Here is a 24,095-nt window from a genome sequence, read left to right as displayed (position 1 = left end):
AATTCATGAGAAATTTTATCAGTTTTCAAGATTCAATTAAAATAATTAAAGATATTGTGTTAGAAAATCTGCCCACACAAAAGCTGTTCATCAGCGATGCTCTTGACCAAATACTCGCACAAGATATTATTGCAGACCATAACTCACCTGAATATCCTACCTCTGCTATGGATGGTTATGCCATAATTTTTAAAGATCAAGAACTCAAAGAGTTAAAAATAATTGATAAAAACCCTGCAGGAAGTGTTGTAAAATCAATCGTAACCAAAGGAACTTGTATCAAAACTTTTACAGGCTCGCTTATGCCAAAAGGCAGCGATACACTTATTCCCATTGAGAATGTTACTGTACATGATGATATGATTACCATCAATAAAGCTGTCAAAAAAGGATTTTCACGAAGAGAGATTGGTGAAAACTATCGAGAAAATGAAGTGTTAATCAAAAAAGGTACCAAAATCGGTTTTGCCCAAATAGGCGTATTGGCATCATTAAATATATCACAAGTGAGTGTTTACATCAATCCTACCGTTGCCATTGCCAGTACAGGAAGTGAAATTTTAGATTTGGGAGAAGCTCAAATAAATGAGGCACAAATACGAAGTTCAAACCACCTAACCATAGAAGCATTGGCTAAAAAGAATGGAGCAAATACGATTCAAATGGGTGTCGTAAAAGATGACATGGAAAGCATCACCAAACTCATTAATGACGCATTAAAAAAAGCCGATATAGTTGTAACCACGGGTGGAGTGAGCATGGGAGATTATGATTTCGTGCAAGATGTCGTTAAAAAAGAACTCAAAGCCAAAGTGCTGTTTCATGGGGTAAGAATGAAACCAGGTATGCATGTTCTTGTAGCAAGAAAAGAGGAAAAATTTATTATCGCACTTCCTGGGTTTGCTTATTCATCTACCGTTTGTGCGATTTTATATCTATTAGAAATTATCTACAAATACAGAAATGCCAATGAAGAGCTTCCGTTTGTAAAAGCAAAAATTCTTGAAGATTTGCCTTTTAATGGGAATAAAACTCTATTCACAGCTTGCAACGTAAATTATAAAAAGGGTGAATATCAAATTGATTTTAAAGGCAAAAAGCAAGGTACCAGTGCCATTTTAACGAATCTACTCGAAACTCCTGCGTTGCTTGTTCAAGATGAAAACTCGAGTGACTTGAAAGCTGGAGATTGTGTCGATATCCTTTTATTAAAAAACTTATAATCTCCAAAATAAAAGAATCACTGTGCTTTTATTTGGAAGAACAACAGCTTGATTCTTCAGAAGAGTTACTACAACACGCGTTGTTTTTTTTACTGAACTTATCTTTGAAGAGATGATAGACAATCAAAACTAACATCAAAAATGATGCAATAGAAGAGATTAAAGAGACCGATTCGTGTTCGTGTGAAATATTTAAAATTGGAATATTCCCCAAAAACAGATCAAAACCAAAGCCAAAAATCAGTGCCATGATTGCAATGGTGACACTGTAAATTATCAACGATGTTCGTCCCAATATTTTATACACCACACTCATGGTCACAGCACTGGTTGCTGGACCTGCTGTTAAAAAGATAAACGCTGCCCCTGCACTCATGCCTTGAAGCATTAACGCCGCTGCAATAGGAAGGGATGCCGTAGCACAGGTATATAAAGGCATAGCAAAAATTAAAATAACAAAATAGGTTAAGATTTGATTGTCAAACAATAACTTTGCATACTCTTGTGGCATAAATGTAGTAAATGCTGCTCCTAACACTAAACCAATTAACAACGATTTTGCCATATCTGAAAAGAGCGTTCCGTAAGCGTATGAAAAAACACTCTTAATTGAAAAGCTTTTTTGAGTTGCACAACTTGATGCAGCACAACCACAACTTGAACTCTCCTGTTTTTTGGGTGCAGCTACGCTAAAACCACTGGTATAAATATCTGCTGCAGAAAATGCAGGTTTGGGTTTATTTTCCTCTTCAAATTTGATTTTTTCTTGCTCTTTATTTTCAACAAAATTTTGAATTAAACCAACAACAATGGCTACAATAACAGAACTGATGACTCTAAAAACCGTAAATATAAGTCCAAAAAAAGAGAAGGTAGCTAAGATAGAATCAACTCCCGTTATAGGGGTTGAAATTAAAAAACTCTGCACGGCTCCTTTACTTGCCCCCTCTTTTTTTAACCCTTGTGCCAAAGGAATAACGGAGCAAGAACACACCGGCAAGGGTATGCCAAAAAGTGTGGCTTTAATCACCGAAGTGGTTGAGTCTTTTCCCAAATGAGAGGAGACAAAGTCATCGGGGATGAGTTGCTTTAAAACTCCCGCAATAAGTAATCCTGTCATGACATAAAGACTCATGGCATCAAGCAGTTTTAAAAGGTTGTTCGCTAAGTCTAAAAAGAGTTCCATCTTTATTCCAAAATATTTTGAGCAATGTGTTTGTTGGGTTTAACGCCCATTTCTCTAAACTCTTCTACGCGAGAAACAATGTTACCTTTTCCCGTACTGATTCGATTAAATGCTGTATCATACGACTCTTTTGCAGTGTCAATGCTTTTACCTACTTTTTCAAAACTCTCCAAAAACAGTACAAACTTATCATATAAACCGGCTGCTTTTTGAGCAATGATTTGTGCATTTTCGTTTTGGTACTCAAACTTCCAAATATTTTCAATGGTTCTTAGTGTCACAAAAAGCGTAGAGGGAGAGACAATCATAATGTTATTATCAAAGGCCATTTTAAATAGGTTTCCATTTTGAGAAGCAGCAAGTAAAAAAGCTCCTTCAATGGGTACAAACATTAAAACAAAATCCAAACTTCGCAACTCTTTAATGTGTTCGTATCGTTTAGCACTTAAGCCTTTAATGTGTGCAGTAAAAGATTTGACCAACTCTTTGGCTGCTATTTCTTGATCGGTTTTCTCTTCACTTTGCACATAATTGATATACGCATTTAAAGAGACTTTTGAATCAATGATAATATCTTTATTTTGAGGCAAGTGCAAAATCACATCGGGTCTGACACGTTTACTGTTTTCATCCTCATAAGAACTTTGAATGCTGTACTCTTTATCTCTTCTGAGTCCACTTTGTTCCAAAATATTCTCTAAGATCATTTCACCCCAATCCCCTTGGGTTTTGTTCTCCCCTTTTAAGGCTTTGGTTAAGTTAATCGCATCTTGGCTGATTTGATTGTTTAACTCTTTGAGGTTTTTAATTTCTGTTAAAAGGGAGCTTCTTTGTTTGGTTTCATCATTATAGACTTCATTCACGCGTGAAGTAAATGAGGTAAGTTGCTCTTTTAGAGGTTTTAAAATAAGCGAAAGGTTTTGATTGGATTTTTGAGAATTTTCAGTGAAGAGTCGATTGACCAAATTTTCAAACTCCGCTTGCATTGAAGCTTTTGACTCTTCAATGAGTTTACTTTTTTCATTAAAGTGTTTTTGTTCATTGATGAGTTTATCATTGAGTGCCATGATTTTTAGGTTATTTTCACTTTTTAAAGCGTCAAGAATGAGCTCATGTTTTTGTTTTAATACCAACCAAATAATCAAACTGCCCACAAGCAAACCTGCCCCAAATATCAAAGACTCAATCATGCGTTAATCCTCTTTCACATATTCGCTTTTTAAAGCTTCAACATTGGTGGTTTCATCTTCACAAAATCCCAACTCTTTAAGCCGTTCAACCAAAGGAGGATGAGAATAGTGAAAGAAAATATACAAAGGGTGTGAAAGGGGAAATGACTTGTTTTCATTGGCAAGTTTCAATAAAGCCGTTGTCAAATCCTCTTTGGTGGCCAAATTTGAACCAAACTCATCGGCTGCGTACTCATTGTGTCGGCTGATGCCTGAGATTAACGGCATTAAGAAAAAGGATAAAATTGGTGAAAACATTAAAAAAACCACGATGATTGCATAAGGTTCATTGTTGAGTTTCAAACCTAAAAACAACTCATCGTTCAAATTTCCAAAAATAGCAAAAAAAACAAACATAACCACCCCCATAATGCCAATATTTTTTAAAATATCGCCATTTTTAAAGTGCCCCAATTCATGCCCTAAGACAGCCAGCAATTCATTGTGTGAAAGTTTTTCCACCAACGTATCAAACAATACCACCCTTTTTGTGCTTCCTAAGCCCCCAAAATAGGCGTTGAGTCGATTGTCTCTTTTACTGGCATCTACGCTGAATACTCCACTGCTTTTAAAACCTACTTGTGTAAGTAAATTGTTGATTTTTGCCTCTAATTCTTTGTCTTTAAGTGGTTCAAATTTATCAAACATTTTATCTCGTATGACAGGATAGAGCATATTAATTACAATAATCACGGCAAAAATAAAAACAAAACCCCAAATCCACCAAGTAGGAAGATTTTCAATAATCAAAGCAATTCCTGCAATAACTGCAGAACCAAAAATCAAAAACAGAGCCCCTGTTTTTAGCGTATCTTTAATAAATAAAGCCGGAGTCATATTTGAAAAACCGTACTTTTTATCCAATTTAAACGTTCCATACAACTCAAACGGCAATCCCAAAATCCAATTGATGATAATAAATACATCTACAAACAGCACCGCTTTGAGCCAATGATTTTCTATAACTAAAACGGAATCCAATACATTCAATCCAAACCCTATCCAGATAAAAAAAATGGCAAAATCAACCAATTGAGAAAACATCGCCATTCGCTCTTTTTCTACGCCATAATCCCCTGCAACTCTGTATTTGTCTGCATCTAAAATAATGGGTTTTAAATGTTTTGCTCTTTGCACATAACTGATTTGCATAAATGAAGTATACATACTCACTGCAAAATAGACACAATAACCCAGTATAAATATTTCTAACACTTTATTGATCCTTTAACTCTTTCATAAATTGATTAAATTTTTTTACGTTCTCTTTCTCGTCTGTGATATAAAGCACTTCATAATTACCACTAAATGACTCTTTTGTCCAATTTGGGCTTCCAAACAGAACAATTTTTTTATCAAATACAGCCAACTTAGTATGGAGTTTACTTTGAGTAATCACAACCGCTTCAATGCCATTTTTCTTTAAAAAGGCATACTCAGAAGATTGGTTTTCTACTTTTGAACCATCTAAAAAGACAGTAACTTTCACCCCTCTTTGGGATGCTTTTATAAGCTCTTTTGCCAAGCTCTTCATGGAAAGATTATACATCGCTATATTTATACTTTTTTGAGAAGCATGAATTAGTGAAACGATTTCAGTTTGAGCTGCTTTAGCCTCTTTTGGAAAGAAAAAGAGTTTGTCATTGGCAAAAACCCAAACGGTGCACACCCAAAAGATAAAAACTGTTCTTAAAAGCTTATCTGTTTTCATCAAAAATTTCCATCAATTTAAGCGGTATTTTTGCTGGTTTCATCGCTTTTAAAAAGACAACCGTTACTGCCATACGAAAGATTAACTCATCGGCTCGGTAAATCTCTTGATTCATCACCAAAGAAGTATTTTTTTGTTTGATAAGTTGCGTTTTAACCTCTAATACATCCGCAAACCGTGCAGGTTTAATATAATCGGCTTCAATCTTTTTGACCACAAAAAACTCATCCTCGTTGTGAGGGCTTAACCCTTTTTGAAAAAAAAGCTCACTTCTTGCTCGTTCACAAAAGTTCAAATAGTTAGAGTGGTAAACCACACCACCGCAATCGGTATCTTCATAATAAACTCGTATTTTCAATTTTTATTCCTATTTTATAAGCTTTTAAAAAATCAAATTTAACATAATGTCTAATATTAATCAAAATCTCATTAATGTATAGCCAGAACTTTTTAAATTAATATTTGTCATTTTTTTAAAAACTTTATTAATATCCATATTAAGTTGATTTATTTTTTCAACTTTAAAATCTCTAAATTTTTCATGTAAATTATAAATATCATTTTCAAGTTTTTTCAATTCATATTCATTATGTTCTTTATCCAGAGATTGAATTTTTTCTAGTTTTAATTTAATTAATGCGTTTAGATTTTTTGTTTTTTCAAATAGTTCAATACCATTATAGGAAAATTCACTTTTGTTCTTCTCTAACAATTTTAAAATTTTATTTTTAAAATTATAGAATTCACTCTCTCTAAAAATCATATCATTTGAATATTCGATAGATAAAAAAGAATCTTTTAAAATTTCATAAGGAGCACTTTTATTTAATAAAAATTTATCTTTATTATTTAACTCAATAATAGCATTATTATGGTAAAAATGTTCAGATAGATAAAAGTAATTGTCTTCTTTACTAACATATGGTTCTTTTAATTTAATATTAGATAAAAAATTAATAAATAAAAACCACCTTGTTTCATCCATTTTTTTTCTTAAAAAACTGTTTTCTTCAGTAAAGTTATTAAGAATTTTCTTTTGTTTTTCTATCTTATTATTAAACAATAAAACTTGTTTTTCATAATTATTTTTTTGAAAATTAAAAGATTCCAATAATCCCTTAATCTCTAAATCTTTTTTACTTTTAATTTCTTCGAAATTTTTATTTAATTTGATTTTTTCTTTTTCTAGTCCTAATATTTTATCTTCTAAAAAAACTTTTTCTTTTTTCAAAAAATTAACATCTTTTTCTATATCTGCCATTTCTAATTTCATATTATCTAATAAGAATTTTGGTTTAACAGTATATATATATCCAAATAATGCCAATATAAATATTCCAATAGTTGAAACTTTACTTAGAATTTCAATTATATTTTTAAATTTTTCCAATAACATTTCCTAAATTTACTAATTTTTTAATTCTTCTATTATCATCTTCAATAATAAATTTTGCATATACTTTTAAAGTAATAGACACATCTTTATGACTTAGCATCTTCGATACCCAAAGAATATCTATTCCATAGTGTATATTTGAAATCATTTGTGAAGCGAAAGTATGTCTTAAATTATATAAAGTTCTTTCTTTGATACCTATTTTAATAAGAAGTTTTTTAAACCTAAGATTTAATATATCATGTGAGAAGAAAGGCTTTTTAAAAAAGATGCTCATAATTGCCAGTTAATTTTTGTAATTCATATAATTTATCCTCTAATTGCGGTAATAAACCTATATATCTAACACTTGATTGAGTTTTTACGTCCCCTACTTTATCATTAACTGTTGTTTTATCAACTGCAATTCTTTTCTTTTCAAAATCTATATCCGTCCATTTTAAAGGTATTAACTCCCTGGCCGTATTCCCGTGTAAATCATAAAATAAATTACATAATAGAGGTTATCATCTGTATTATCTAAAATCATTTCTAATTCACTTTTATTAAATGGAGTGAGACTATCGCTATCCTCATTATCATCTAATTTTTTAAACTTTCGTTTTACTGTCAAAGGCGATTTTATTCTTGACAAAGGATTAACTTTTATTAGGTCATTTGTTAATGCTTTATCAAAAATACTAAAAAGTATAGAACGAAACTTTTGAACACAATTAGGTTGATAACTCTTAAGTAGTTTGTTTTGCCATTGTTCTAAAGATAATGGACTTATAGCTGTTATTATTACTAGATTTATAAGGCTTGATATTGTTATTATAATGCTCTCTATTTCGTTTAAAAGTATGCTCTCGTACTGTATCTTTGTATATTTTAAAGTATTCTTTTGAAAATTCATCTAAAGTATATGATTTAATAGCATATTCGATATTTGTATTACCAGTTAATGCTGTAATTATCTCAGGGATTATCTCACTTTTTATTTTTTCTAGATTTTTATCATTATCTTGTAAAAAAGTACTTTTTCTTACACGTTTTTTATTATGATAAAAATCTAACCACCACTTTCATTATGGGAATGAATAAATCAAGACTTATTAGAAATTTGTTATTAGGTAATTTAGAAGATGCAGAATTTTTTCAAAAGATAGGAATTCTACCTTTAGTTAAGAACCTTGTTGCTTTTAAGGATAAGCTTAAGGGGATTTAAATACTTTAAATTTATTTATCTACTTTATTATTATCATTTTTTGAAAAATCAAAAAAACTTTTTACATTTTCTACATATATTGAATCTTTACCTTCGTGCTCAACAAATAAATAACTAGCATATAATAAACCAGCAACTAAAAATGGGAAGATAAATGCAGCAGTTATACTTTGCATAACACCTACACGAAACTTAAAATACTTTTTATGTACTTTCTCTAATTTATCACAAGTGTCTTTATCCTCTAATGCTATATTTATAAATCCTCTAAAAAATTCACTTGATGAAATTCTTTTCAAGTAAGCATCATACATTTTATTAGTTGAATTCTCTAAAAATTCTCTCTGTGCCTCATTCTTAAATTCATTTATTATTACTTTTGCTTTAATGATATATTCTTTTATTTTTGGATCAGATAAAAGAAGGTTTTGTTGTTCTTTTATTTTATTTCTTTTTTTTACTTCACTCCAATTAGGGAATTTCTCATTTATAGAATTAATAAAATCTTGTTTTTCTCTCTTGTAATTTAAATATGCAATTTTAGCTACGAATTCATTTTTTTCACGTTGTAAAATTTCTACATATGCATTTAAAGACAAAATTTATGCCTGATATCTAATATTATTTTTTTCTTCCATATCTAAATAAATTTTATTTATATTTTGGAAAAACTTTTCATCAAACAAAGTAGTATCTTCAAAATTATTTTTAAATTTATTATTAGAACTTATAGAATAGGAAAACCTCTTAAAGTTTTTAAAATGATTTTCTTCTTTTTTTCTTAATCTAGTATATCTTACTCTATTATTCCATGCTTTTAATGAAATTCGATTATTATGGACTTTTCTCGCTCCGTTTAAAAGATATTTATAAATTGGTAAGGTCTCTTCAGATTCTTCATTTATATAATTTTTATTACATTCTGTCATTTTGATCCTCTAAAGTTTTGTTTCTAATTCTGCACTAAATAACATATCATAGGATTCATAAAAAATATTTCCTAATAAATATGCTTGTAATTCTAATATTTTTGCAATATCATTATTAAAAATTTTTGTATCTTGATATTCAGTACCATATTTTTTTGTATCAACACAAATAAATCCATAATCAATATCATAAATTTTTTGCGTTTCATATTCATTCTCTTCATGTATAATGGGAAAGACAACAGCAGAATCATAATATTTACTATAATTTTCAGTTTGATTAAAATAATTCTTTTCTTTTAATAAATCATTTGAAATAAATACTTTACTAGTGAAGTTACTATCTTTTCTAGTTAAAATATTATAAAAGTCACTATTTTTATCAAGACTCAAAGCTTGTTCCTCATTGACTAGCCTTTCAGCCTTTTCATACGTAATTATATCTCTAAATATTGTTGTTAAGGTTAAATTTTCAATATCTATTTCTGAACTATTGTTACTATAAGGAGTACTTAATAATTTAATAGAAACAGAAATTTCAAATTTTTGATTATATTTATAATATAAATAATCTTCAACTAAAAACTTTGAATTAGTTACTATTTTAGATATATTCTTTATAATAGATTTATGAGTTTTATTATACAACAAATCAAATTCTTTTTTCTTCTCATCAAATGAATCAACTTGGTCTATATTAACAAGATATTCTTCATACAAATTTTCGATTTCACTATTAAATAAATGAATATCTCGTATGTTTCTTATACTAATATTTCTTATATTCTTATATAAATCTAAAGTATCATTATTATTATTATTATTATTATTATTTTTGATATCAATATTAGTTTTTTCACTAAGAAAAAATATTAGCAAGATAAGAATAAAAATATTTGTTAGTATAAGTAAATAATTACTTAAATCTTCAAATATACTAAAAATCAAAGAAATAAAACAAATCATTAGTCCTAGATATAGTTTTGGTATGTTTTGAAGTTGTGCAATTATTCTATTAAAAATAGTAACCCCTTTCTTGTGATTGTATCCAATTTTTTTAACTATTATTGTATCCAATTTTTTTTAAATTTAAAATTATACTTTTTCAATTAAAGAACTTTAATGACCAAAACAATGACCATAATACTAATGTATTATTATTTTACTTAAAGTAAATATCTGTAAATATGGTAATTAATCCTATCTATTTCAATTTAACGATTCCTTCTTTTTGAATATTGTGAATTATATCAAACTCATAAAGTCATCTAACTTAGGTTATATTTTAACGAAATAAAACATAGAAAATAAAAATTTGTACAATAATGAATAAAAAAAGAGCCATGCGATAAAGTAATGTAGATAACGCTATAATTGGCTTTTAAAAAGTCTATAAATAAGGTGTTTTTTGTGTCAATTTTTGCATTACAATCATTAGCAGGTGGTTTTTTGGATGAAGATTTACAACATTTCAATAAAAAATTTGATGATTGGTGTATTCAATTTGAGAGTTATGAAGATGCCATGGATATTATGCAAACGCTTGAAAATGAAGAGACCATTGATGTTGTTGAGATAACTCCATTAACCTATCCTAAATATTTTTTTACAAATCTTCAAGGCACTATTTATGCAACACGACAAATTGAAGATAAAATCATTTGTGTCGTAGAACCCGTTATAGGTGCTAATTTTAGGATTGCCATATGTGATCTTAAAACAAAAAATGTGAAAATTACAAAAACGCATTATAAAACCATTCCAAGCATTGAAGGGGCTTTTGCTAACTTTGGTGAACAGTTATAATTTCAATTATACGATAAAAAGCCCTAACGGTTTATTTAAGATTATTGAGTATAATAGTGTTTATAAAAAGTAAGGATTTTAACGTGAAAAAAAGTTCAATGACAGTAAAAACAACACTGCTAATATTTCTGTGTTCTTTGTTGCTAAGTGGTTGTAGCGAAGAAGAAAAAAAATTCGAAAAGAAGAGTAAAGAGTACAGCTATTTTTACCCCGCACAAGAGAACATGGCCGAGATGACCAAACATGAAACGGTTTATATACCAGTCTATTCTCATGTCTATACCTCTGAAGAGAAAAATGAACGAATTGGAATTACACTGAGTATTCGTAATACCGATTTCACTCAAGATATGTGGATAAACAATATCTCTTATTACAATACAGGGGGAGATTTAATTGAAAACTATATTGGGAAAACTCACATTTTAAAACCCATGGCTTCAATTGATTTTGTGGTAGACTTACGTGATATGCGTGGAGGTTCTGGGGCTAATTTTATTGTTGAATGGACAGGTTCAGAAAAACTGTCAACGCCTATTATTCAAGCAGTTATGGTAAATAACTCAGGAAATCGAGCTTTCTCTTTTATTACCAATGGACAGACAATTAAATAAATAAATTTTTAAATAATCATAGAGTAAAACTCTATGATTATTGTTGATCAGTTACCGCAGTTGGAACTTCTTGAACAGGAACAACAGATGTTTGTTCTACAGTTGTTTCAACTGCTGTTTCTATGGTTTTAACTTCAATAGGTGCTTCTTTAACTTCACCTAGAACTTCTGTTTTTTTAACTTCTTCAACTTCAACAGCAGGAGCGGCTGGCGTTGAAACCTCCTGTACTGTTTTTTCTTCTTTCACAGGCTCTTGTACTTTTGGTGTTGATGTTGAATATCTCATTTTATTTTCAAATAATGCCAATGAAACACTGTTATAAAAACCTTGATACCAGATACTGTTATCAATGTTTCCAGAACCTGTCACAGCATATCGTCCTGTTAATGGAACAGGAATCGGTAAAGAGACACCTGCTGCTCCAATTTGTGCCATTTCAGATTTTTTTTCTTGAGTATTAAAGCTTCCAATAGCCGTTATATGTGTTTTGTTTTCACCCACACTTCTAAATGAAATTGACATGGTAATATCTGTAACAGTATCTTCACCTACATTGTACTGACTTCCTTTTGCAGTTAATACACCATCTTCTTTTGTAACAGTTACAATATTAAGATTGGATTGCAAAAGCGTTTTTTTCAGGGCTTCAAAAACATCATCAATGCCATACATCATCTCTCGTGATTTGTAACATGCATTATTATTGGTTGCCAATACAGAAGCAATGGTATCCGCCATTAAAGACGTAGAAGCAAAAACAAATAAAAGGAGTGTATTACGTACTATTTTCAATGACACCATATATCAGTCCTTTTGAACTTGTGGAAGAACACAACTGAATACACCAATATTCGTAACAATGCCATCTTTAAATTTAATGGTAACATTGTTATATTTGTTCACTTTTGTTACTTCATTAAATCCATTTCCTTCATATTTCCAAATCTCTTCATCATTGATTCGTTCTTTATTCGTTGGGTTAATAACTAAAAGTTTTTTTACTTCTTCCTTTGTCATACCTTTTTGAATATCAAAACTCTTATCTGCAATTGGAGTAAAGTTTTGTTGAACTTGTGAACACCCCGTAAATAATAAAAGTAAAATACTCCAAAGCACTGTCAACTCTCTTCTCATTTTATTTCCTTAACTTGATTTTTAATTTAATAATTTTAGTATTTATATTATTCAAGTTTAATTAATTTCATTGTGAAAGTTTCAATCAAGATTAAAGAGATAAAAACATTATAAGAGAAGCAGTAATATATAAATAGAGTAAGCAGCTTTAGCCACTTACCTAACCCATTGGGTATAAAATATCTTTTTGAACCGCTTTTATCTCTTCTAAAACTTCATGACTCAATTCCAAATCAAGCGCAGCAAAAGAGTCTGCTAATTGCTCTTTTTTTCTGGCACCAATGATTGTAGAAGCCACAAAATCATGCTGTTTTGACCATGCAACAGCTAGAGTTACGGGTGAAATATCAAGTTTTTTGGCTATTTGCATATATTTTGTCGTGGCCGCTTTGGTCTTATCATTGACAAATCGATCTGCCATGGCTTGAACTCGTTTGCTTTTGTTTTGCATATAGATAGAAAATCGTGCCCCTTCAGGAAAAAAGTTTCCATTGTATTTTCCCGAAAGTACTCCCCCACCTATAGGAGAGTATGGTAAAAGTGAGATTTGCTCTTTTTTGCACACCGTTGAAAGTTCATCTAAAAATCTTGGATTCAGCAGTGAAAAATTGTTTTGAATCGATTCAAACCTTGAAATACCCAATCGTTTTGAGGTTTCATTGGCTTTAGTTAAACCATAAGCGGAATCATTTGACGTTCCAATGTATCGTACTTTGCCTTCACAAATAAGTGCATCAAATGCTTTTAAAGACTCTTCAATGGGCACAATGGAATCAGGCCAATGCATTTGATAAAGATCAATATAATCGGTTTGAAGCCGTTTAAGAGAGCCTTCAATGGCCCTTTTAATGTGAAAAGCGTCAATGGCGGTTAGACCGTGACGTGTGGGTGGAACAAACCACCCAGAGGCTGCACCTGCAACTTTGGTTGCTAGAATAATTGAGTCTCTGGCTTTGGTTTTTAACCATTGACCAACAATCTCTTCGGTTAATCCACCCAAATTAGAAGTAGGAGGCACAGGATATATCTCTGCAGTATCATAAAAATTGATGCCTCGCTCATACGCCATATCTAAAATTTCAAAGGCTTCTTCTTTGCTTGTTGTTGTTCCAAATGTCATGGTACCTAGGCAAATGTCAGTTACTCTAAGCCCTGTTTTTCCTATGTATTTATATTTCATTGTCATACCTTAAATCATTTATTATTTATAAAAAATCATTTTAACATATAACCGATGAAATAAAAATGCTATTCCATAATACAAATCTCTTTTTTAAACATATGTTTGAGTGTATTATAGGCAACAATCAATACAATCACTGTTACAAAAAGAATGAAAAAATATGAAAAATAGGCATAAAAACTGACTTTTGTTTGCTCATACATCAACATACTTGCCAAGGCAATAGAGGCTAAAGGAAAGGTAAATGCCCACCATGAAATAAAAAACTTAATGTTTAAGAAACTTTTGTACATGAAAATCAAAAGAAGTGTGAAAAACAGTCCCAAGTTAAACAAAATTTGCGCAAACATATCAATTTCGTGGGTCAATTTAAAATATGAAAGCAGACCAATTGAGGGAGGTGCTATTAAAATAAACAGTGTTGGCATAAATTTTTGTGCAAATTGCATATGAAAAATAATTCGGTTTAAAATGATTGCCAACATAATAATCCAAAAGAAAATACCAATAGAAAAATAGTACATTAAAATGGCATTGTCCACAAGCCCTGCCCCACCAATAGGTACAATTAAGTTCCCCACAATAGGAATAAACCAAGCGGGATTAGAGTGTTGAATTTCCAAACTTTTTGTAATCCAATATGAAAGCGTGTAAAACGTAAAAAATGCGTGTAACACCGCCCCTATAATAAACAAATCATACGCAATGGTTTTATTCATGTTTTGCATGAGCATTGAAATCAAAATAAATGAGATAGAAATAGCCGCAAAAAAGTTAATTCGCACGGGATGTGAGAACTCCTCTTTAACTTGTGTTGTGTATTGAAATATTTTTAAAATATATGTAAATAAAATAGCCACAAAAACAGCTACCGTTACATATGTCAATAATTGTCCAATGATACTTGGAAACATTAAAGTCTCATGTGCTTTTCTAAACACCAAAGACAAACCACTTAATCCCATTACGATAGCAAACATCATTACTGGAAAATAATGCAATCTATTAGGAACTTTTTTCAAATTTTCTTCACTCACCCAAAATCCTTTTAAGAGGTTTTACTCTATAATTTTTTATGGCAAAAAATAAAAAAATCACAGATTTGCAAAACCAAAATTTAACATACTTTGAAAATGGATTCACTTATACGCTTTTAAATCTTAAGAAAGATAAGATGGTTCTAGACGTTGCCGTCTACGAAAATGGAGTGTTCATTAAACAAGAAACAAAACCATTTGCACAAATACCGAAAAATTTAAAAACTAAAATCAATCCTTTATAAGCGGAATTCTAGTCTTTCTTTTATTAAAATTTGGTTACATAATATATAAGTTTTACTTATATATTTAGAAAGAAAAAATCTCTTCCTTTTTATTGTGTGCTTCTTTTATTTCTTTTAATCAATAAGTAAACAAAAAATGGTGCGCCAATAAAGGCCGTTACAACACCTATAGGAAGAGTTGAATCCATATTAAGGTTTCGAGCAATCAAATCAGAAAAAACCAAAAAAACTCCACCAAAAAAGAAGACAGGGAAAAAGAGTCTGTCGGCACTTCTTTTATATATCAACTTGATAATATGAGGAATCACTAATCCAATAAATCCAATGGGTCCTACAAAACTGATACTCACGCCCACACTTAAAGAGACCACCACCAATAAAAGCACATTGGTTTTATGAATATTTAACCCTTTTAAAAATGCCGTATCATTGCAAAGAAGCAAGAGTCGTATTTTTGCTTTGTTTGCATAAATAACACCATAAAAAACTATACTGACAAGCATAATAATACAACTGTGTGTAAAACCAACCGTGTCTAAACTTCCTAAAGTAAAACGCACAATAGAATAGTTCTCTTGCAAATTGCTCATATAAAAAACCAACATCAAAGCGGAGGCGTAAAAATAGGATAAAGCAATTCCAATGAGCAAAATAGAGTTGGTTGAAACAGCAATAGAGCTTTTATTGATTTGTTTTGAAATAAAATATAAAATCAGTATGGTGATAATGGAACCCAATACCGAAGAGAATGTCAAATAAACTGCGGGAAAAAAAACAATAGAAACCGCGGTAAAAAGTGTAGTTCCACTTGCAATTCCTAACGTATAGGGAGTGATCAATTCATTTTTAAAGATAATCTGAAAAATCAAACCACTTAAGGCTAAAATTCCACCCACAAAAAAGGCCAACAATACTCTTGAAACTCTTAAATCCCAAAATATCGTATACGTCGTCAAAGAAGTATCAAATATGTCTTTAAAATCTAAACTGATTTCTCCCATAAAAGGAGCCATGCCAATGATAATAAAACTGCTGATATATAAAAATAGTTTCATAAATTTACCACCAAATGTTTGTCCAGTTTTAAAATTGTATCATCGTAATATTTTTTCAGGTTTTCATTGGAAAAAAAAGTATCATGCTCTCCAAAAAACTCTACTCTTCCCTCTTTTAAGAACATTACTTTAAATTTTAACGCATGTGCTAAATCTAAATTATGAGTTATAACTATTTTTTGTTGTAATCGTTTTGAATTAAAAATATCATAAACCTCTTTTAAACGTGTAATATCTAAGTTTGCAGTGAGTTCATCAAATATAGTAATTTTGGCATTGTGCATCATGCTTGACGCCAAAAGTAAAAGTTGTTTTTCCCCTGAACTAAAGGCTTTACAATATCTGTTTTTCAGTTTCTCAAGTTTAAGTAGCGTAATTATCTCTTCAATTTTTACAGGGTTCACCTCTTCGATGGTTGAAAGTTCTAAAAATTCATACAAAGTGATATACTCATCAAAAATCGAGAGTTTAGGTGGAATATAGTTAATGAGTTGAGCTCTTTTAAAATCACTGATTGTATTGATATTTTCACCAAAAAGTTTGACACTTTCATTTTCAATCAAATGAGAAAGCACTTTTGCTAAAGTCGATTTTCCTGCCCCATTTTCACCCAAAATAATTAAGTTTTCATTCTCTTTTAACGAAAAAGATATGTCGTGCAAAATGGTGCTGTTGTAACTATTTATTTCTAACATTTTCTAATATCTTTTTAAAATCTTGCATAAAATAGACCACTCTTTGACTTGGAATGCCGGCATAAGCTTTATCGACCATGTAAATGTTTTTATTTTTTGCAGCACGTATGGGTAAACTCTCCCACGCTTTTATGATGGCTTCTTGCTCTTTGAATTGAGCTTCTAAAAATGGAGCTAAAAGTACAATAATATCAGGGTTCATGTGAATAATTTTTTCACTGTTTACTACAGGTTGTATATGAGAAGTTGAAAAATAGGCATTTTGGTTTCCAGATGCTTGAATGATATCTTCAAAATAGATGTAATTCCCCGCCACATAGATTTGATTGGATAAACTTTTTTTAGGACTGATGACAATCAATATTTTTTGATTATTGACAATGCCTTTTAAAGAGTCCAGTGTGTTGTTTATACCACTTATGAGTTCATCTGCTTTTTGCTCTTTATGAAAAAACAGACCCAAATCTTTAATGGTGTTTTTAATAGAATCCAACGTATTGGTTTTATAAATTTTTGTTTGAATTCCCAAGGCACTTAAATTGCTGTTGAGTTGGTTATCATAATCTTGTCCAATAACAACCGTAGGATGTGCTTGTAAAATTTTTTCTAAAGAAATCGTTGCATAACCACCAATTTTTTTAATCTTTTGTGAGGCTACGGGGAAATCACAAAATTTGGTATTGGCAACCACATTTTGCCCTTCATCCAATGCAAAAACGATTTCATTAATTGAAGGAGTAAGCGTAACAATACGCTCTGCTCCCCAAAGATTTAGACTTATAAAAAGTATAAATAAAAATTTCTTCATATCAGAATGTAGCCTTTAATCCCACATATGCACTTCGTGGTGCTGTTGTATATCCATCAACAGTTTGATAATATTTGTCTGTTATATTATCCAATTTTACATAAGCACTGAGATTGTTGTTGATTTCATAATTAACCACAGCATTCCAAACAGTATATTTTCCTGTTTGTGCCCCTGTTTTATTCGCACCATCATATCTTTTTCCCACATATTCAGCATTGACATTAAAATTAAATCGTGCCAATCCATAATAGTCCAATGAGGTTTTTAATGTTTGATTGGGTCTTCTTGCTAAATATTGGTCATCGGCATTCTGCGCTCTGAGTCTTGTATAATTTAATCCCAACAATACATTAGAGATAACTTCTTTTGAATACTCTACTTCAACCCCTTCAAAATTGGACTCTCCTGTAACATTTGCATAACCAGAACCTTGCCAACCAATTAAATTATCTACTTTTGATTTAAATAACGTCACGCTTAAATCTTTATAACTGAATCCCATGTCAAAACTTTTTGTTGTTTCTGGCTCTAAATCTAAATTTGTCGCGCCCCAAGGATTTAACTGTTGTATGATACTGGGTACGTTATATGCTGTACCGTAATTTGAACTGAAAGATAAATCTTGATTAAAAGCATGTTTTATCCCAACTTTGCCCGTAACTTTGTTATCAAAGTTTTTATATTTGTCAAATCTTATGCTTTGAGTCAATACCGTTTCATCAAAATTATTTGAATTGGTCAAATAGGCATATTTGTTTTCACTTTTTCTTTGATTTTTTGTTGTATCAACTTTTATATAATCTACATCGTCTTTGCTGGAACCTGCTCCCATAAGCAAAAAACCAGCTTCTGTGTACTTGTAGTTGTCATTTAATTCAATATTTTTGGTCTCTCCATTAAACTTTAATACCCCAAATGCAGAACCAATCTCTTCTCGTTCAAATTTACTTAATTCGTACTTCACAGAGAAATTGTGTTGCTTGATTTTTTGTAAATATGCTAAAGAATAGAGTCTTGATTGTATGTCGCTTTTCATGTTGGTATCATTTCCATCAGAGCTGTCATACTCTTTTAAAGCATCAATATCTGTCATATTAAAGTTTAACTTTGCATCTTCATTGATATAATAGTTTGTTTTCAGATTGATTGTTCTATTTTCATAACTGTCATCTTCATAGTTATCAATATCTTTGCCTCGTGGTGCTTTGGTTGTATAGGAGTCTGTTGTTATTTTATTTGCACTGAATATAACATCAAATTTTTCAGTACCATGAGATAAACTCGCACCATATTTCTTTGTATTAAAACTTCCGTACTCTAAATTTGCACTTCCGTGAGTGCCCTTTTCTGCTTTTTTTGTAATGATATTAATCACACCCGCTGCTGCTTCAGAACCCCAAATACCGCTTTGGGCACCTTTAATGATTTCAATTCTTTCTATATTGGTTATCATTAAATGTGCAATATTTGCACCACTTGTGTTTGAAGGATCTTGAAATCGTACTCCATCCACCAATACCAATACTCGGTTATTCGCCATTCCTCTTAAATAAACATTAGAAATGCTTCCAATAGAACCATTGGAATTAAAATCTATTCCTGAAACGCTATTTAACGCTTCAACTACACTGGTATAGTGTCGTTCTTCTATCTCTTCTTTAGTAATAACACTGACATTAGATGTAACGTCTTTGATGGATTGTTCTGATTTCGTAGCACTTGTAACGGTGATGGTTGAAAGTACTCTTTCGTCTGCTTGAGAGTGTGTTGTTGCCAGAAAAAGCGCAGCAACAAAGCTTGTAGTTATTTTTTTATGCATGATTTTATTCCTCTATTTTAAATTGTTTGTTGAATATGTTTTGACGGGTTTTAATTGTGTCGACAATAAGATATCTACGATTTTAGGTACATTGTTTAAGATGCTGTGCATTGAACTTAACAGTGAACTTATTTTTCTGTTAACAGTTGCTGCTAAAATCCCAAAAAATGTAAAGTATTTTCTTGTTTTAGTGGTCATATTTTCCTCCTTTGTAATATTTACGTGCGTATTATAGTAAAAAGATATTAAAAAGTCAGAAGTTAAACGCTATAATGCAAAAAAAAGAGCCATGCCAACAAAGTTTACTGGTTCTATATAGGAATTTCTATTTATGCACAACATCTCAATATTTGGTACAAGTTCAGATGCAGGTAAATCAACTCTTACTTTTGTTATTGCAAAAATTATCCAAGAATCAGGACAGAGCGTTGCCCCCTTTAAAGCACAAAATGTATCAAACAATGCTCATGTTTGTGATGATAAAAGTGAAATTGCCATTGCACAATATTTTCAAGCAGAGGTTTTAGGTATTCCGACAACCTATCACTTAAATCCCATACTGCTTAAATCTGGTCGAGGAAGTTCTGCATCTTTAATTGTGGAAGGAAAAGCAGTAAGCAACAAAGATGTTCGTGAATACTACAGAGATTTAGATCTTTTAAAACCCTCTGTCATGCGCTGTTTTGACTATTTGAATGAGAAATACGATTGTGTTGTGTGTGAGGGTGCGGGAAGTCCTGTTGAACTCAATTTAATGGACAAAGATTTGTCCAATATTTTCATAGCCACACAATACCACACCAAAATTATTTTAGTAGCCGACATTGAAAAAGGGGGCGTTTTTGCCTCTATTTGGGGTGTGTATAATTTGCTTCCAGAAGCTTTGCAAAAAAATGTTATTGGAGTTATTGTCAATAAATTCAGAGGCGATTTAACCCTTTTTGATGAAGGTATTCATATCATAGAAGAGGAGTTTAACATCCCAGTACTGGGAGTATTGCCCTACACTCCTTTTAATTTGGGTTTTGAAGATGGGGCAAGTTTAACAAACTTCATTCAAGAACCCAAAAATAAAAAACTTGATATTGGTGTTATTGCCTACCCTACTATGAGCAACTACAATGACATAGAACCTCTCATTGCCGATGATGAAGTTTTTGTAGAGTTTATCACATCAAATATCTCTTTAGAGAAGTTTGATTTAATTATTTTACCGGGTTCAAAGCTGGTCATCAAAGATTTGCTTTGGCTCAAACAAACAGGTCTTTTCAAACAACTCAAAAAACATAAAAAAGCCATTTATGGTATTTGTGGTGGTTATGAAATGATGTTTCAAACACTCAATGATCTGTATGCTTTAGAGAATGAAACAGCCATTTTAGAAGAGGGTTTTGGTTTTATTGATGATGATATTGTTTTTGAAAAAGAGAAAATTCTTACCAAACAATCCTTTGAACTCTTTAATTGCAGTGTTGAGGGTTTTGAAATTCATCATGGAATTTCACAAAAATACCCTCTTTGTTTTGAAAAAGAGCAGATAAGAGGTTCGTTTATTCATGGAGTTTTTGACAATAACAACTTCAGAACGGCCTATTTTAAACAACTCAATAAACACTATGTGGGGTTTGATTTTTCAGCGTATAAAAACGCTTCTATTAATCGTTTTATTTCTATCATGAAAGCACGTCTTAACATCAAGAAGATATTAGAATCAATTAAGAAGTAATCGAGAACCCAAATAGATAATATAGAAACCATAAAAAAGCACAGCAATGGCAGCGAGTTTGACCATAAGGCTCCTAAAATCGCTTTGTTTAAACAATCCTACAAAAAATCCCAAAGAAAAAAGAGCGGGAATTGTGCTTACTCCAAAGATAAACATGACCAATGCACCTAAATAGACATTTCCTGTACTTGCTGCTGTAATGGCAAAGAAATATACAAAACCACAAGGCAATAAACCATTGAGCATTCCAAGAAGAAAAAAACTGTTTAAACTGTTTGATGTAATGAGTATTTTAAAACTTCTTTGATACCAAGCTTGTTTTGCAACCGTGTGTTCAATGAATGTTAAAAACTTTAGTTTTCCCAAAAGTGAAAGACCAACAAAAAGCATCAAAATACCTGTAAATAAAAGCAAAGAGCCATTGGTTGTTCGACTGAAAGTAACAACTGATCCTAAAAACCCAAACACTGCACCTAAAATGGTGTAAGTTACAACTCTTCCAAACGAATATAAAATATGGGAAAAGGTTTGTTTGCTTTTACTCCAACCACTTTGAACTTTGGTACTTGAATACGCAATTACAATACCACCACACATTCCAACGCAATGTCCAAAGGAGCCTAAAACAGCAATAGTAATAATTGAAAGAAGAGAAATGTTTTCCATTAAAAAAATCCTAAAAAATATTGTTGATGTTAGTATAAAGTTGATTAAAAATGACTAAGATAGTTCGAACCAATTTTTTTATAAAGGTATAAAAACTCAATAAAAAAACTGGTTTGTGAAGCTTGCATATCAAATAATACTGCATTTAGGAGAGAAATACACTATTGGTTGTTGTGTTAAAAGTATAGAGATAATGTGTTAATTTTCTGTTAAGTTATAAAAAGCAATTAAACTGAAAGTTTTAAACTCCTATTGAACTATTTAAAGTATAATACGCGCACTACATTTATAAAGGTTTAGTTTTAAATGAATTTGATTATGTTTGATATGGATGGCACATTAATTAACAGTGGGACGATGATTGCAAATACGATTAATTACGTACGTGTTAATTTAGGTTTTGAAGCATTTGAAAAAAATTATATTTTAGAAAAAGTCAATGACCCAAGTATTAATACTGCCGAATTCTTTTATGGAACAAAACACTTTACCCCCCAACAAACAACACTTTTTGAAGAGTATTACCACAAAAATTGCCTGCTGGAACTTGAAATTTATGAAGGCATTGAAAAACTGTTACAAGAGTTACGAGGGAATTTTAAATTGGCCGTTGCAACCAACGCTTCTTCTGTATTTGCCAATAAAATGCTCAAACACCTTGAATTAAGAGACTATTTCGATTTAGTTTATGGTTACGACAGCGTACAAAAACCAAAACCACACCCGGAAATGGTACATAAAATCATGAATGATATCAAAACCACCAAAGAGAAATCACTTCTCATTGGAGACAGTCACAAAGATATTCAAGCTGCTTTTAATGCAGGAGTTGACTCTATCTTAGTCAATTGGGGGTTTTCAAATCATGAAAAAGATGCCATTGAAAATGTTGAAGAGCTTGAAAAACGTATCTATAAAAAATTTGTAAAATAATACTCAGCTTTTATGGTGTCTGCTTATTTTCTAAGTTACTTCAGAATATAAGCAATGGGAACTTTAATGGTTATATCCTTTTTAACTTTTGGAAAATCCAATGCTGCACTTCTGATGGCTTCAAGTGTTGAATTAATTAAAAAACGATGTCCATCTAAAGCTTCCAGATTTTCAATCTTTCCATTGGTTAAAATCGTAAACATCACAATCACTTTTCCTTGAATGTTTAAATTTCTTGCCCGTTTTGGATATTTGACATTTTTTTGAATCAATTTAACTATTTTTTCTAAATTTTGATCTAAAAAATCATCTTCGTACCGTTTCGAAGTGGCTTTTTTTATGGCTTCTTGTGTCTGCTTAGCTTCTGATTCATTCTCTTTTTTCTTCTCTTTAGGTTTCTCTTTTTTAGGCTCTTTTTTCGGTTTTATTTTTTGGGGTGCTTTGGTTTTTTCAATCACTTTTTTTTCAACCTCTTTGGGTTTAACAATCTCTTTCTTTTCTACTTTTTTAATGGTTTTTTCTTGAGCAATCAAAGAGATGTGATTGAGTGAAATGGTTTTATCTTTATTAATAACTTTGCGCTTAACCACGGCATCAAAACTGAAAAAAAGCACCACAAAAAACAGAGCATATAAAATAAATGTTAAAACAAATGAGTGCGTATACCGTTTTTTTGAACTCATATTTTATTTCTTCGTAATGATTGAAATATTTTCAAAGTTGTTGGTTTTTAAAAGGTCTAAAACATTAACAAAACTCTCAAAACTGGCTTTTTTATCGCAATTAATATAGACTTGTGATTGAACATCAAACTCTTTGATTTTTATGCTCAGTGCTTCAAGCGAAATATGCAATTTGTTTAAAAACAGCGTATTATCTTCTTTGATTGAAATGGTTGTCTCTTTTTTTGCTTTCAGGCTTGTTGCACTGTTTGCTTTTGCCAATGAAACAGGAATATCACCTTTGGCAATAAATGTTGAAGTCAGTAAAACAATGGCTAAAAGAACCAGTAATACATCAATAAAAGGTATTACATTGATGGAATCAAATTTCTTCAATTTCATCAAAACGGCTCTCTATCTCTTCTGCGTATCGTGACAAAATATTGTAAAAAATCATAGATACAATGGCAACTACTAATCCAACAGCCGTGGCTTTAAGTGCCAGTGCCAATGAAGCCATAATTTTTGTGGCTTCTATATCTCCACTTGACATATTAATAAATGTTAACATAATTGCCAATACAGTACCTAAAAGACCAATATAAGGTGAATTTGAAGCAATGGTACCAATAATGGTCAAATGCTTTGTAATGGCCAATTCACAGCTCTTTTTTGTTTTATACACTTTTACATCAATGCTTTTAAAAAATAAAAGCCTCTCTATAAAAAACCAAACTGAGATAAAACTCATAAAAACCAAGAGTGCAATCACTCCATAATCAACCAAATGCTTCAGCAGTTCAATGTCCATACATATCCTTTTAATA

General features: G+C 31.0%; 30 protein-coding genes. 6 read left to right on the top strand and 24 right to left on the bottom strand.

The window, feature by feature from the left end:
- Positions 1–5 precede the first annotated feature (5 nt).
- Entirely contained in the window at positions 6–1,223 is a 1,218-nt protein-coding gene (locus ACNI3C_RS10455) for a molybdopterin molybdotransferase MoeA (RefSeq protein WP_419769742.1), read from the top strand.
- Positions 1,224–1,251: 28 nt separating this feature from the next.
- Here the strand turns inward: ACNI3C_RS10455 and ACNI3C_RS10450 are convergent, their stop codons facing one another.
- The 11 genes from ACNI3C_RS10450 to ACNI3C_RS10400 form a co-directional block, all read right to left on the bottom strand.
- Positions 1,252–2,409 (bottom strand): SO_0444 family Cu/Zn efflux transporter, encoded by a 1,158-nt coding sequence (locus ACNI3C_RS10450; protein ID WP_419769741.1) that lies wholly within the window; start codon positions 2,407–2,409, stop codon positions 1,252–1,254.
- Positions 2,410–2,411: 2 nt separating this feature from the next.
- Entirely contained in the window at positions 2,412–3,599 is a 1,188-nt protein-coding gene (locus ACNI3C_RS10445; RefSeq protein WP_419769740.1) for a DNA recombination protein RmuC, read from the bottom strand.
- A gap of 3 nt (positions 3,600–3,602) precedes the next feature.
- On the bottom strand, positions 3,603–4,853 hold the full coding sequence (locus ACNI3C_RS10440) for a M48 family metallopeptidase (RefSeq protein ID WP_419769739.1): 1,251 nt from the start codon (positions 4,851–4,853) through the stop codon (positions 3,603–3,605).
- A 1-nt stretch (position 4,854) separates the two neighbouring features.
- Positions 4,855–5,349: a phospholipase D-like domain-containing protein gene (locus ACNI3C_RS10435; protein ID WP_419769738.1), complete on the bottom strand. Its 495-nt coding sequence runs from the start codon at positions 5,347–5,349 to the stop codon at positions 4,855–4,857.
- Positions 5,336–5,707, bottom strand: a complete 372-nt coding sequence (locus tag ACNI3C_RS10430) for a YbgC/FadM family acyl-CoA thioesterase (protein ID WP_419769737.1) — start codon at positions 5,705–5,707, stop codon at positions 5,336–5,338. Before ACNI3C_RS10430 ends, ACNI3C_RS10435 begins: the two co-directional genes overlap by 14 nt.
- Before the next feature lie 60 nt (positions 5,708–5,767).
- Positions 5,768–6,739: a hypothetical protein gene (locus tag ACNI3C_RS10425; RefSeq protein ID WP_419769736.1), complete on the bottom strand. Its 972-nt coding sequence runs from the start codon at positions 6,737–6,739 to the stop codon at positions 5,768–5,770.
- Positions 6,726–7,022 carry a tyrosine-type recombinase/integrase gene (locus tag ACNI3C_RS10420; protein WP_419769735.1) on the bottom strand — a complete coding sequence of 99 codons (297 nt, stop codon included), beginning with the start codon at positions 7,020–7,022 and terminating at the stop codon, positions 6,726–6,728. The genes ACNI3C_RS10425 and ACNI3C_RS10420 overlap by 14 nt, the downstream gene beginning before the upstream one ends.
- Before the next feature lie 451 nt (positions 7,023–7,473).
- The gene (locus tag ACNI3C_RS10415; RefSeq protein WP_419771458.1) at positions 7,474–7,614 is read right to left on the bottom strand and encodes a hypothetical protein; all 141 of its coding nucleotides are present in this window, start codon (positions 7,612–7,614) and stop codon (positions 7,474–7,476) included.
- Positions 7,615–7,963: 349 nt separating this feature from the next.
- Positions 7,964–8,551: a hypothetical protein gene (locus ACNI3C_RS10410; RefSeq protein ID WP_419769734.1), complete on the bottom strand. Its 588-nt coding sequence runs from the start codon at positions 8,549–8,551 to the stop codon at positions 7,964–7,966.
- A gap of 3 nt (positions 8,552–8,554) precedes the next feature.
- Positions 8,555–8,881 carry a hypothetical protein gene (locus ACNI3C_RS10405; protein WP_419769733.1) on the bottom strand — a complete coding sequence of 109 codons (327 nt, stop codon included), beginning with the start codon at positions 8,879–8,881 and terminating at the stop codon, positions 8,555–8,557.
- A gap of 9 nt (positions 8,882–8,890) precedes the next feature.
- Entirely contained in the window at positions 8,891–9,958 is a 1,068-nt protein-coding gene (locus ACNI3C_RS10400; protein ID WP_419769732.1) for a hypothetical protein, read from the bottom strand.
- A gap of 333 nt (positions 9,959–10,291) precedes the next feature.
- Between ACNI3C_RS10400 and ACNI3C_RS10395 the strand changes: the two genes are divergently transcribed.
- Together ACNI3C_RS10395 and ACNI3C_RS10390 are read left to right on the top strand one after the other, a co-directional pair.
- On the top strand, positions 10,292–10,687 hold the full coding sequence (locus tag ACNI3C_RS10395) for a hypothetical protein (RefSeq protein WP_419769731.1): 396 nt from the start codon (positions 10,292–10,294) through the stop codon (positions 10,685–10,687).
- A gap of 83 nt (positions 10,688–10,770) precedes the next feature.
- Complete coding sequence (locus tag ACNI3C_RS10390) at positions 10,771–11,301, top strand: DUF3124 domain-containing protein (protein WP_419769730.1); 531 nt, start codon at positions 10,771–10,773, stop codon at positions 11,299–11,301.
- 37 nt (positions 11,302–11,338) lie between these two features.
- Here the strand turns inward: ACNI3C_RS10390 and ACNI3C_RS10385 are convergent, their stop codons facing one another.
- The 4 genes from ACNI3C_RS10385 to ACNI3C_RS10370 form a co-directional block, all read right to left on the bottom strand.
- The gene (locus ACNI3C_RS10385; RefSeq protein WP_419769729.1) at positions 11,339–12,103 is read right to left on the bottom strand and encodes a hypothetical protein; all 765 of its coding nucleotides are present in this window, start codon (positions 12,101–12,103) and stop codon (positions 11,339–11,341) included.
- 3 nt (positions 12,104–12,106) lie between these two features.
- Complete coding sequence (locus ACNI3C_RS10380; RefSeq protein ID WP_419769728.1) at positions 12,107–12,436, bottom strand: hypothetical protein; 330 nt, start codon at positions 12,434–12,436, stop codon at positions 12,107–12,109.
- Positions 12,437–12,596: 160 nt separating this feature from the next.
- A complete protein-coding gene (locus tag ACNI3C_RS10375) occupies positions 12,597–13,616 on the bottom strand; it encodes an aldo/keto reductase (protein ID WP_419769727.1) in 1,020 nt (339 codons plus the stop codon).
- Positions 13,617–13,684: 68 nt separating this feature from the next.
- A complete protein-coding gene (locus ACNI3C_RS10370) occupies positions 13,685–14,656 on the bottom strand; it encodes an SLAC1 anion channel family protein (protein ID WP_419769726.1) in 972 nt (323 codons plus the stop codon).
- Positions 14,657–14,694: 38 nt separating this feature from the next.
- On the opposite strand from ACNI3C_RS10370, the gene ACNI3C_RS10365 reads away from it, so the two are divergent.
- Positions 14,695–14,901, top strand: coding sequence for a malate dehydrogenase (locus ACNI3C_RS10365; RefSeq protein WP_419769725.1), 207 nt, complete (start codon positions 14,695–14,697; stop codon positions 14,899–14,901).
- An 89-nt stretch (positions 14,902–14,990) separates the two neighbouring features.
- Here ACNI3C_RS10365 and ACNI3C_RS10360 read toward each other — a convergent pair whose 3' ends face one another.
- The 5 genes from ACNI3C_RS10360 to ACNI3C_RS10340 are packed head-to-tail and all read right to left on the bottom strand — an operon-like array spanning position 14,991 to position 19,479.
- Positions 14,991–15,956 carry a FecCD family ABC transporter permease gene (locus ACNI3C_RS10360; protein ID WP_419769724.1) on the bottom strand — a complete coding sequence of 322 codons (966 nt, stop codon included), beginning with the start codon at positions 15,954–15,956 and terminating at the stop codon, positions 14,991–14,993.
- A complete protein-coding gene (locus ACNI3C_RS10355) occupies positions 15,953–16,651 on the bottom strand; it encodes an ATP-binding cassette domain-containing protein (protein ID WP_419769723.1) in 699 nt (232 codons plus the stop codon). The genes ACNI3C_RS10360 and ACNI3C_RS10355 overlap by 4 nt, the downstream gene beginning before the upstream one ends.
- Complete coding sequence (locus ACNI3C_RS10350) at positions 16,635–17,459, bottom strand: ABC transporter substrate-binding protein (RefSeq protein WP_419769722.1); 825 nt, start codon at positions 17,457–17,459, stop codon at positions 16,635–16,637. Before ACNI3C_RS10350 ends, ACNI3C_RS10355 begins: the two co-directional genes overlap by 17 nt.
- 1 nt (position 17,460) lies before the next feature.
- Entirely contained in the window at positions 17,461–19,281 is a 1,821-nt protein-coding gene (locus ACNI3C_RS10345) for a TonB-dependent receptor plug domain-containing protein (protein WP_419769721.1), read from the bottom strand.
- 12 nt (positions 19,282–19,293) lie between these two features.
- Positions 19,294–19,479: a hypothetical protein gene (locus tag ACNI3C_RS10340; RefSeq protein ID WP_419769720.1), complete on the bottom strand. Its 186-nt coding sequence runs from the start codon at positions 19,477–19,479 to the stop codon at positions 19,294–19,296.
- Between the two features lie 133 nt (positions 19,480–19,612).
- On the opposite strand from ACNI3C_RS10340, the gene ACNI3C_RS10335 reads away from it, so the two are divergent.
- Entirely contained in the window at positions 19,613–21,007 is a 1,395-nt protein-coding gene (locus tag ACNI3C_RS10335) for a cobyric acid synthase (protein WP_419769719.1), read from the top strand.
- Here ACNI3C_RS10335 and ACNI3C_RS10330 read toward each other — a convergent pair.
- Positions 20,993–21,673, bottom strand: a complete 681-nt coding sequence (locus ACNI3C_RS10330; RefSeq protein ID WP_419769718.1) for a sulfite exporter TauE/SafE family protein — start codon at positions 21,671–21,673, stop codon at positions 20,993–20,995. The two genes, ACNI3C_RS10335 and ACNI3C_RS10330, sit on opposite strands and share 15 nt — an antisense overlap.
- 306 nt (positions 21,674–21,979) lie before the next feature.
- Between ACNI3C_RS10330 and ACNI3C_RS10325 the strand changes: the two genes are divergently transcribed.
- Positions 21,980–22,606: an HAD family hydrolase gene (locus ACNI3C_RS10325; protein ID WP_419769717.1), complete on the top strand. Its 627-nt coding sequence runs from the start codon at positions 21,980–21,982 to the stop codon at positions 22,604–22,606.
- Between the two features lie 35 nt (positions 22,607–22,641).
- Here the strand turns inward: ACNI3C_RS10325 and ACNI3C_RS10320 are convergent, their stop codons facing one another.
- From ACNI3C_RS10320 to exbB, 3 genes are read right to left on the bottom strand one after another with little or no spacing between them, the layout of a single operon-like run.
- Positions 22,642–23,289 carry an energy transducer TonB gene (locus tag ACNI3C_RS10320; protein ID WP_419769716.1) on the bottom strand — a complete coding sequence of 216 codons (648 nt, stop codon included), beginning with the start codon at positions 23,287–23,289 and terminating at the stop codon, positions 22,642–22,644.
- 3 nt (positions 23,290–23,292) lie between these two features.
- Positions 23,293–23,670: a TonB system transport protein ExbD gene (gene exbD / locus ACNI3C_RS10315; protein WP_419769715.1), complete on the bottom strand. Its 378-nt coding sequence runs from the start codon at positions 23,668–23,670 to the stop codon at positions 23,293–23,295.
- A complete protein-coding gene (exbB, locus tag ACNI3C_RS10310) occupies positions 23,651–24,079 on the bottom strand; it encodes a TonB-system energizer ExbB (protein WP_419769714.1) in 429 nt (142 codons plus the stop codon). Before exbB ends, exbD begins: the two co-directional genes overlap by 20 nt.
- Between the last annotated feature and the right edge of the window lie 16 nt (positions 24,080–24,095).

It is taken from the genome of Marinarcus sediminis (SeqCode) (genome assembly GCF_048571275.1).
Taxonomy (GTDB): Bacteria; Campylobacterota; Campylobacteria; order Campylobacterales; family Arcobacteraceae; genus Marinarcus; species Marinarcus sediminis.
Note: the sequence above shows the minus strand (reverse complement) of the source record. Positions and strands in the feature narration are given on the sequence as shown.

Excerpts from the sequence above, each read along its gene's own strand:
- ACNI3C_RS10455 (WP_419769742.1), top strand. The coding sequence starts at position 6 with ATGAGAAATTTTATCAGTTTTCAAGATTCAATTAAAATAATTAAAGAT.
- ACNI3C_RS10450 (WP_419769741.1), bottom strand. The coding sequence starts at position 2,409 with ATGGAACTCTTTTTAGACTTAGCGAACAACCTTTTAAAACTGCTTGAT.
- ACNI3C_RS10445 (WP_419769740.1), bottom strand. The coding sequence starts at position 3,599 with ATGATTGAGTCTTTGATATTTGGGGCAGGTTTGCTTGTGGGCAGTTTG.
- ACNI3C_RS10435 (WP_419769738.1), bottom strand. The coding sequence starts at position 5,349 with ATGAAAACAGATAAGCTTTTAAGAACAGTTTTTATCTTTTGGGTGTGC.
- ACNI3C_RS10420 (WP_419769735.1), bottom strand. The coding sequence starts at position 7,022 with ATGAGCATCTTTTTTAAAAAGCCTTTCTTCTCACATGATATATTAAAT.
- ACNI3C_RS10405 (WP_419769733.1), bottom strand. The coding sequence starts at position 8,881 with ATGACAGAATGTAATAAAAATTATATAAATGAAGAATCTGAAGAGACC.
- ACNI3C_RS10385 (WP_419769729.1), bottom strand. The coding sequence starts at position 12,103 with ATGGTGTCATTGAAAATAGTACGTAATACACTCCTTTTATTTGTTTTT.
- ACNI3C_RS10380 (WP_419769728.1), bottom strand. The coding sequence starts at position 12,436 with ATGAGAAGAGAGTTGACAGTGCTTTGGAGTATTTTACTTTTATTATTT.
- ACNI3C_RS10375 (WP_419769727.1), bottom strand. The coding sequence starts at position 13,616 with ATGAAATATAAATACATAGGAAAAACAGGGCTTAGAGTAACTGACATT.
- ACNI3C_RS10365 (WP_419769725.1), top strand. The coding sequence starts at position 14,695 with ATGGCAAAAAATAAAAAAATCACAGATTTGCAAAACCAAAATTTAACA.
- ACNI3C_RS10360 (WP_419769724.1), bottom strand. The coding sequence starts at position 15,956 with ATGAAACTATTTTTATATATCAGCAGTTTTATTATCATTGGCATGGCT.
- ACNI3C_RS10355 (WP_419769723.1), bottom strand. The coding sequence starts at position 16,651 with ATGTTAGAAATAAATAGTTACAACAGCACCATTTTGCACGACATATCT.
- ACNI3C_RS10350 (WP_419769722.1), bottom strand. The coding sequence starts at position 17,459 with ATGAAGAAATTTTTATTTATACTTTTTATAAGTCTAAATCTTTGGGGA.
- ACNI3C_RS10345 (WP_419769721.1), bottom strand. The coding sequence starts at position 19,281 with ATGCATAAAAAAATAACTACAAGCTTTGTTGCTGCGCTTTTTCTGGCA.
- ACNI3C_RS10340 (WP_419769720.1), bottom strand. The coding sequence starts at position 19,479 with ATGACCACTAAAACAAGAAAATACTTTACATTTTTTGGGATTTTAGCA.
- ACNI3C_RS10335 (WP_419769719.1), top strand. The coding sequence starts at position 19,613 with ATGCACAACATCTCAATATTTGGTACAAGTTCAGATGCAGGTAAATCA.
- ACNI3C_RS10330 (WP_419769718.1), bottom strand. The coding sequence starts at position 21,673 with ATGGAAAACATTTCTCTTCTTTCAATTATTACTATTGCTGTTTTAGGC.
- ACNI3C_RS10325 (WP_419769717.1), top strand. The coding sequence starts at position 21,980 with ATGAATTTGATTATGTTTGATATGGATGGCACATTAATTAACAGTGGG.
- ACNI3C_RS10320 (WP_419769716.1), bottom strand. The coding sequence starts at position 23,289 with ATGAGTTCAAAAAAACGGTATACGCACTCATTTGTTTTAACATTTATT.
- exbD (WP_419769715.1), bottom strand. The coding sequence starts at position 23,670 with ATGAAATTGAAGAAATTTGATTCCATCAATGTAATACCTTTTATTGAT.
- exbB (WP_419769714.1), bottom strand. The coding sequence starts at position 24,079 with ATGGACATTGAACTGCTGAAGCATTTGGTTGATTATGGAGTGATTGCA.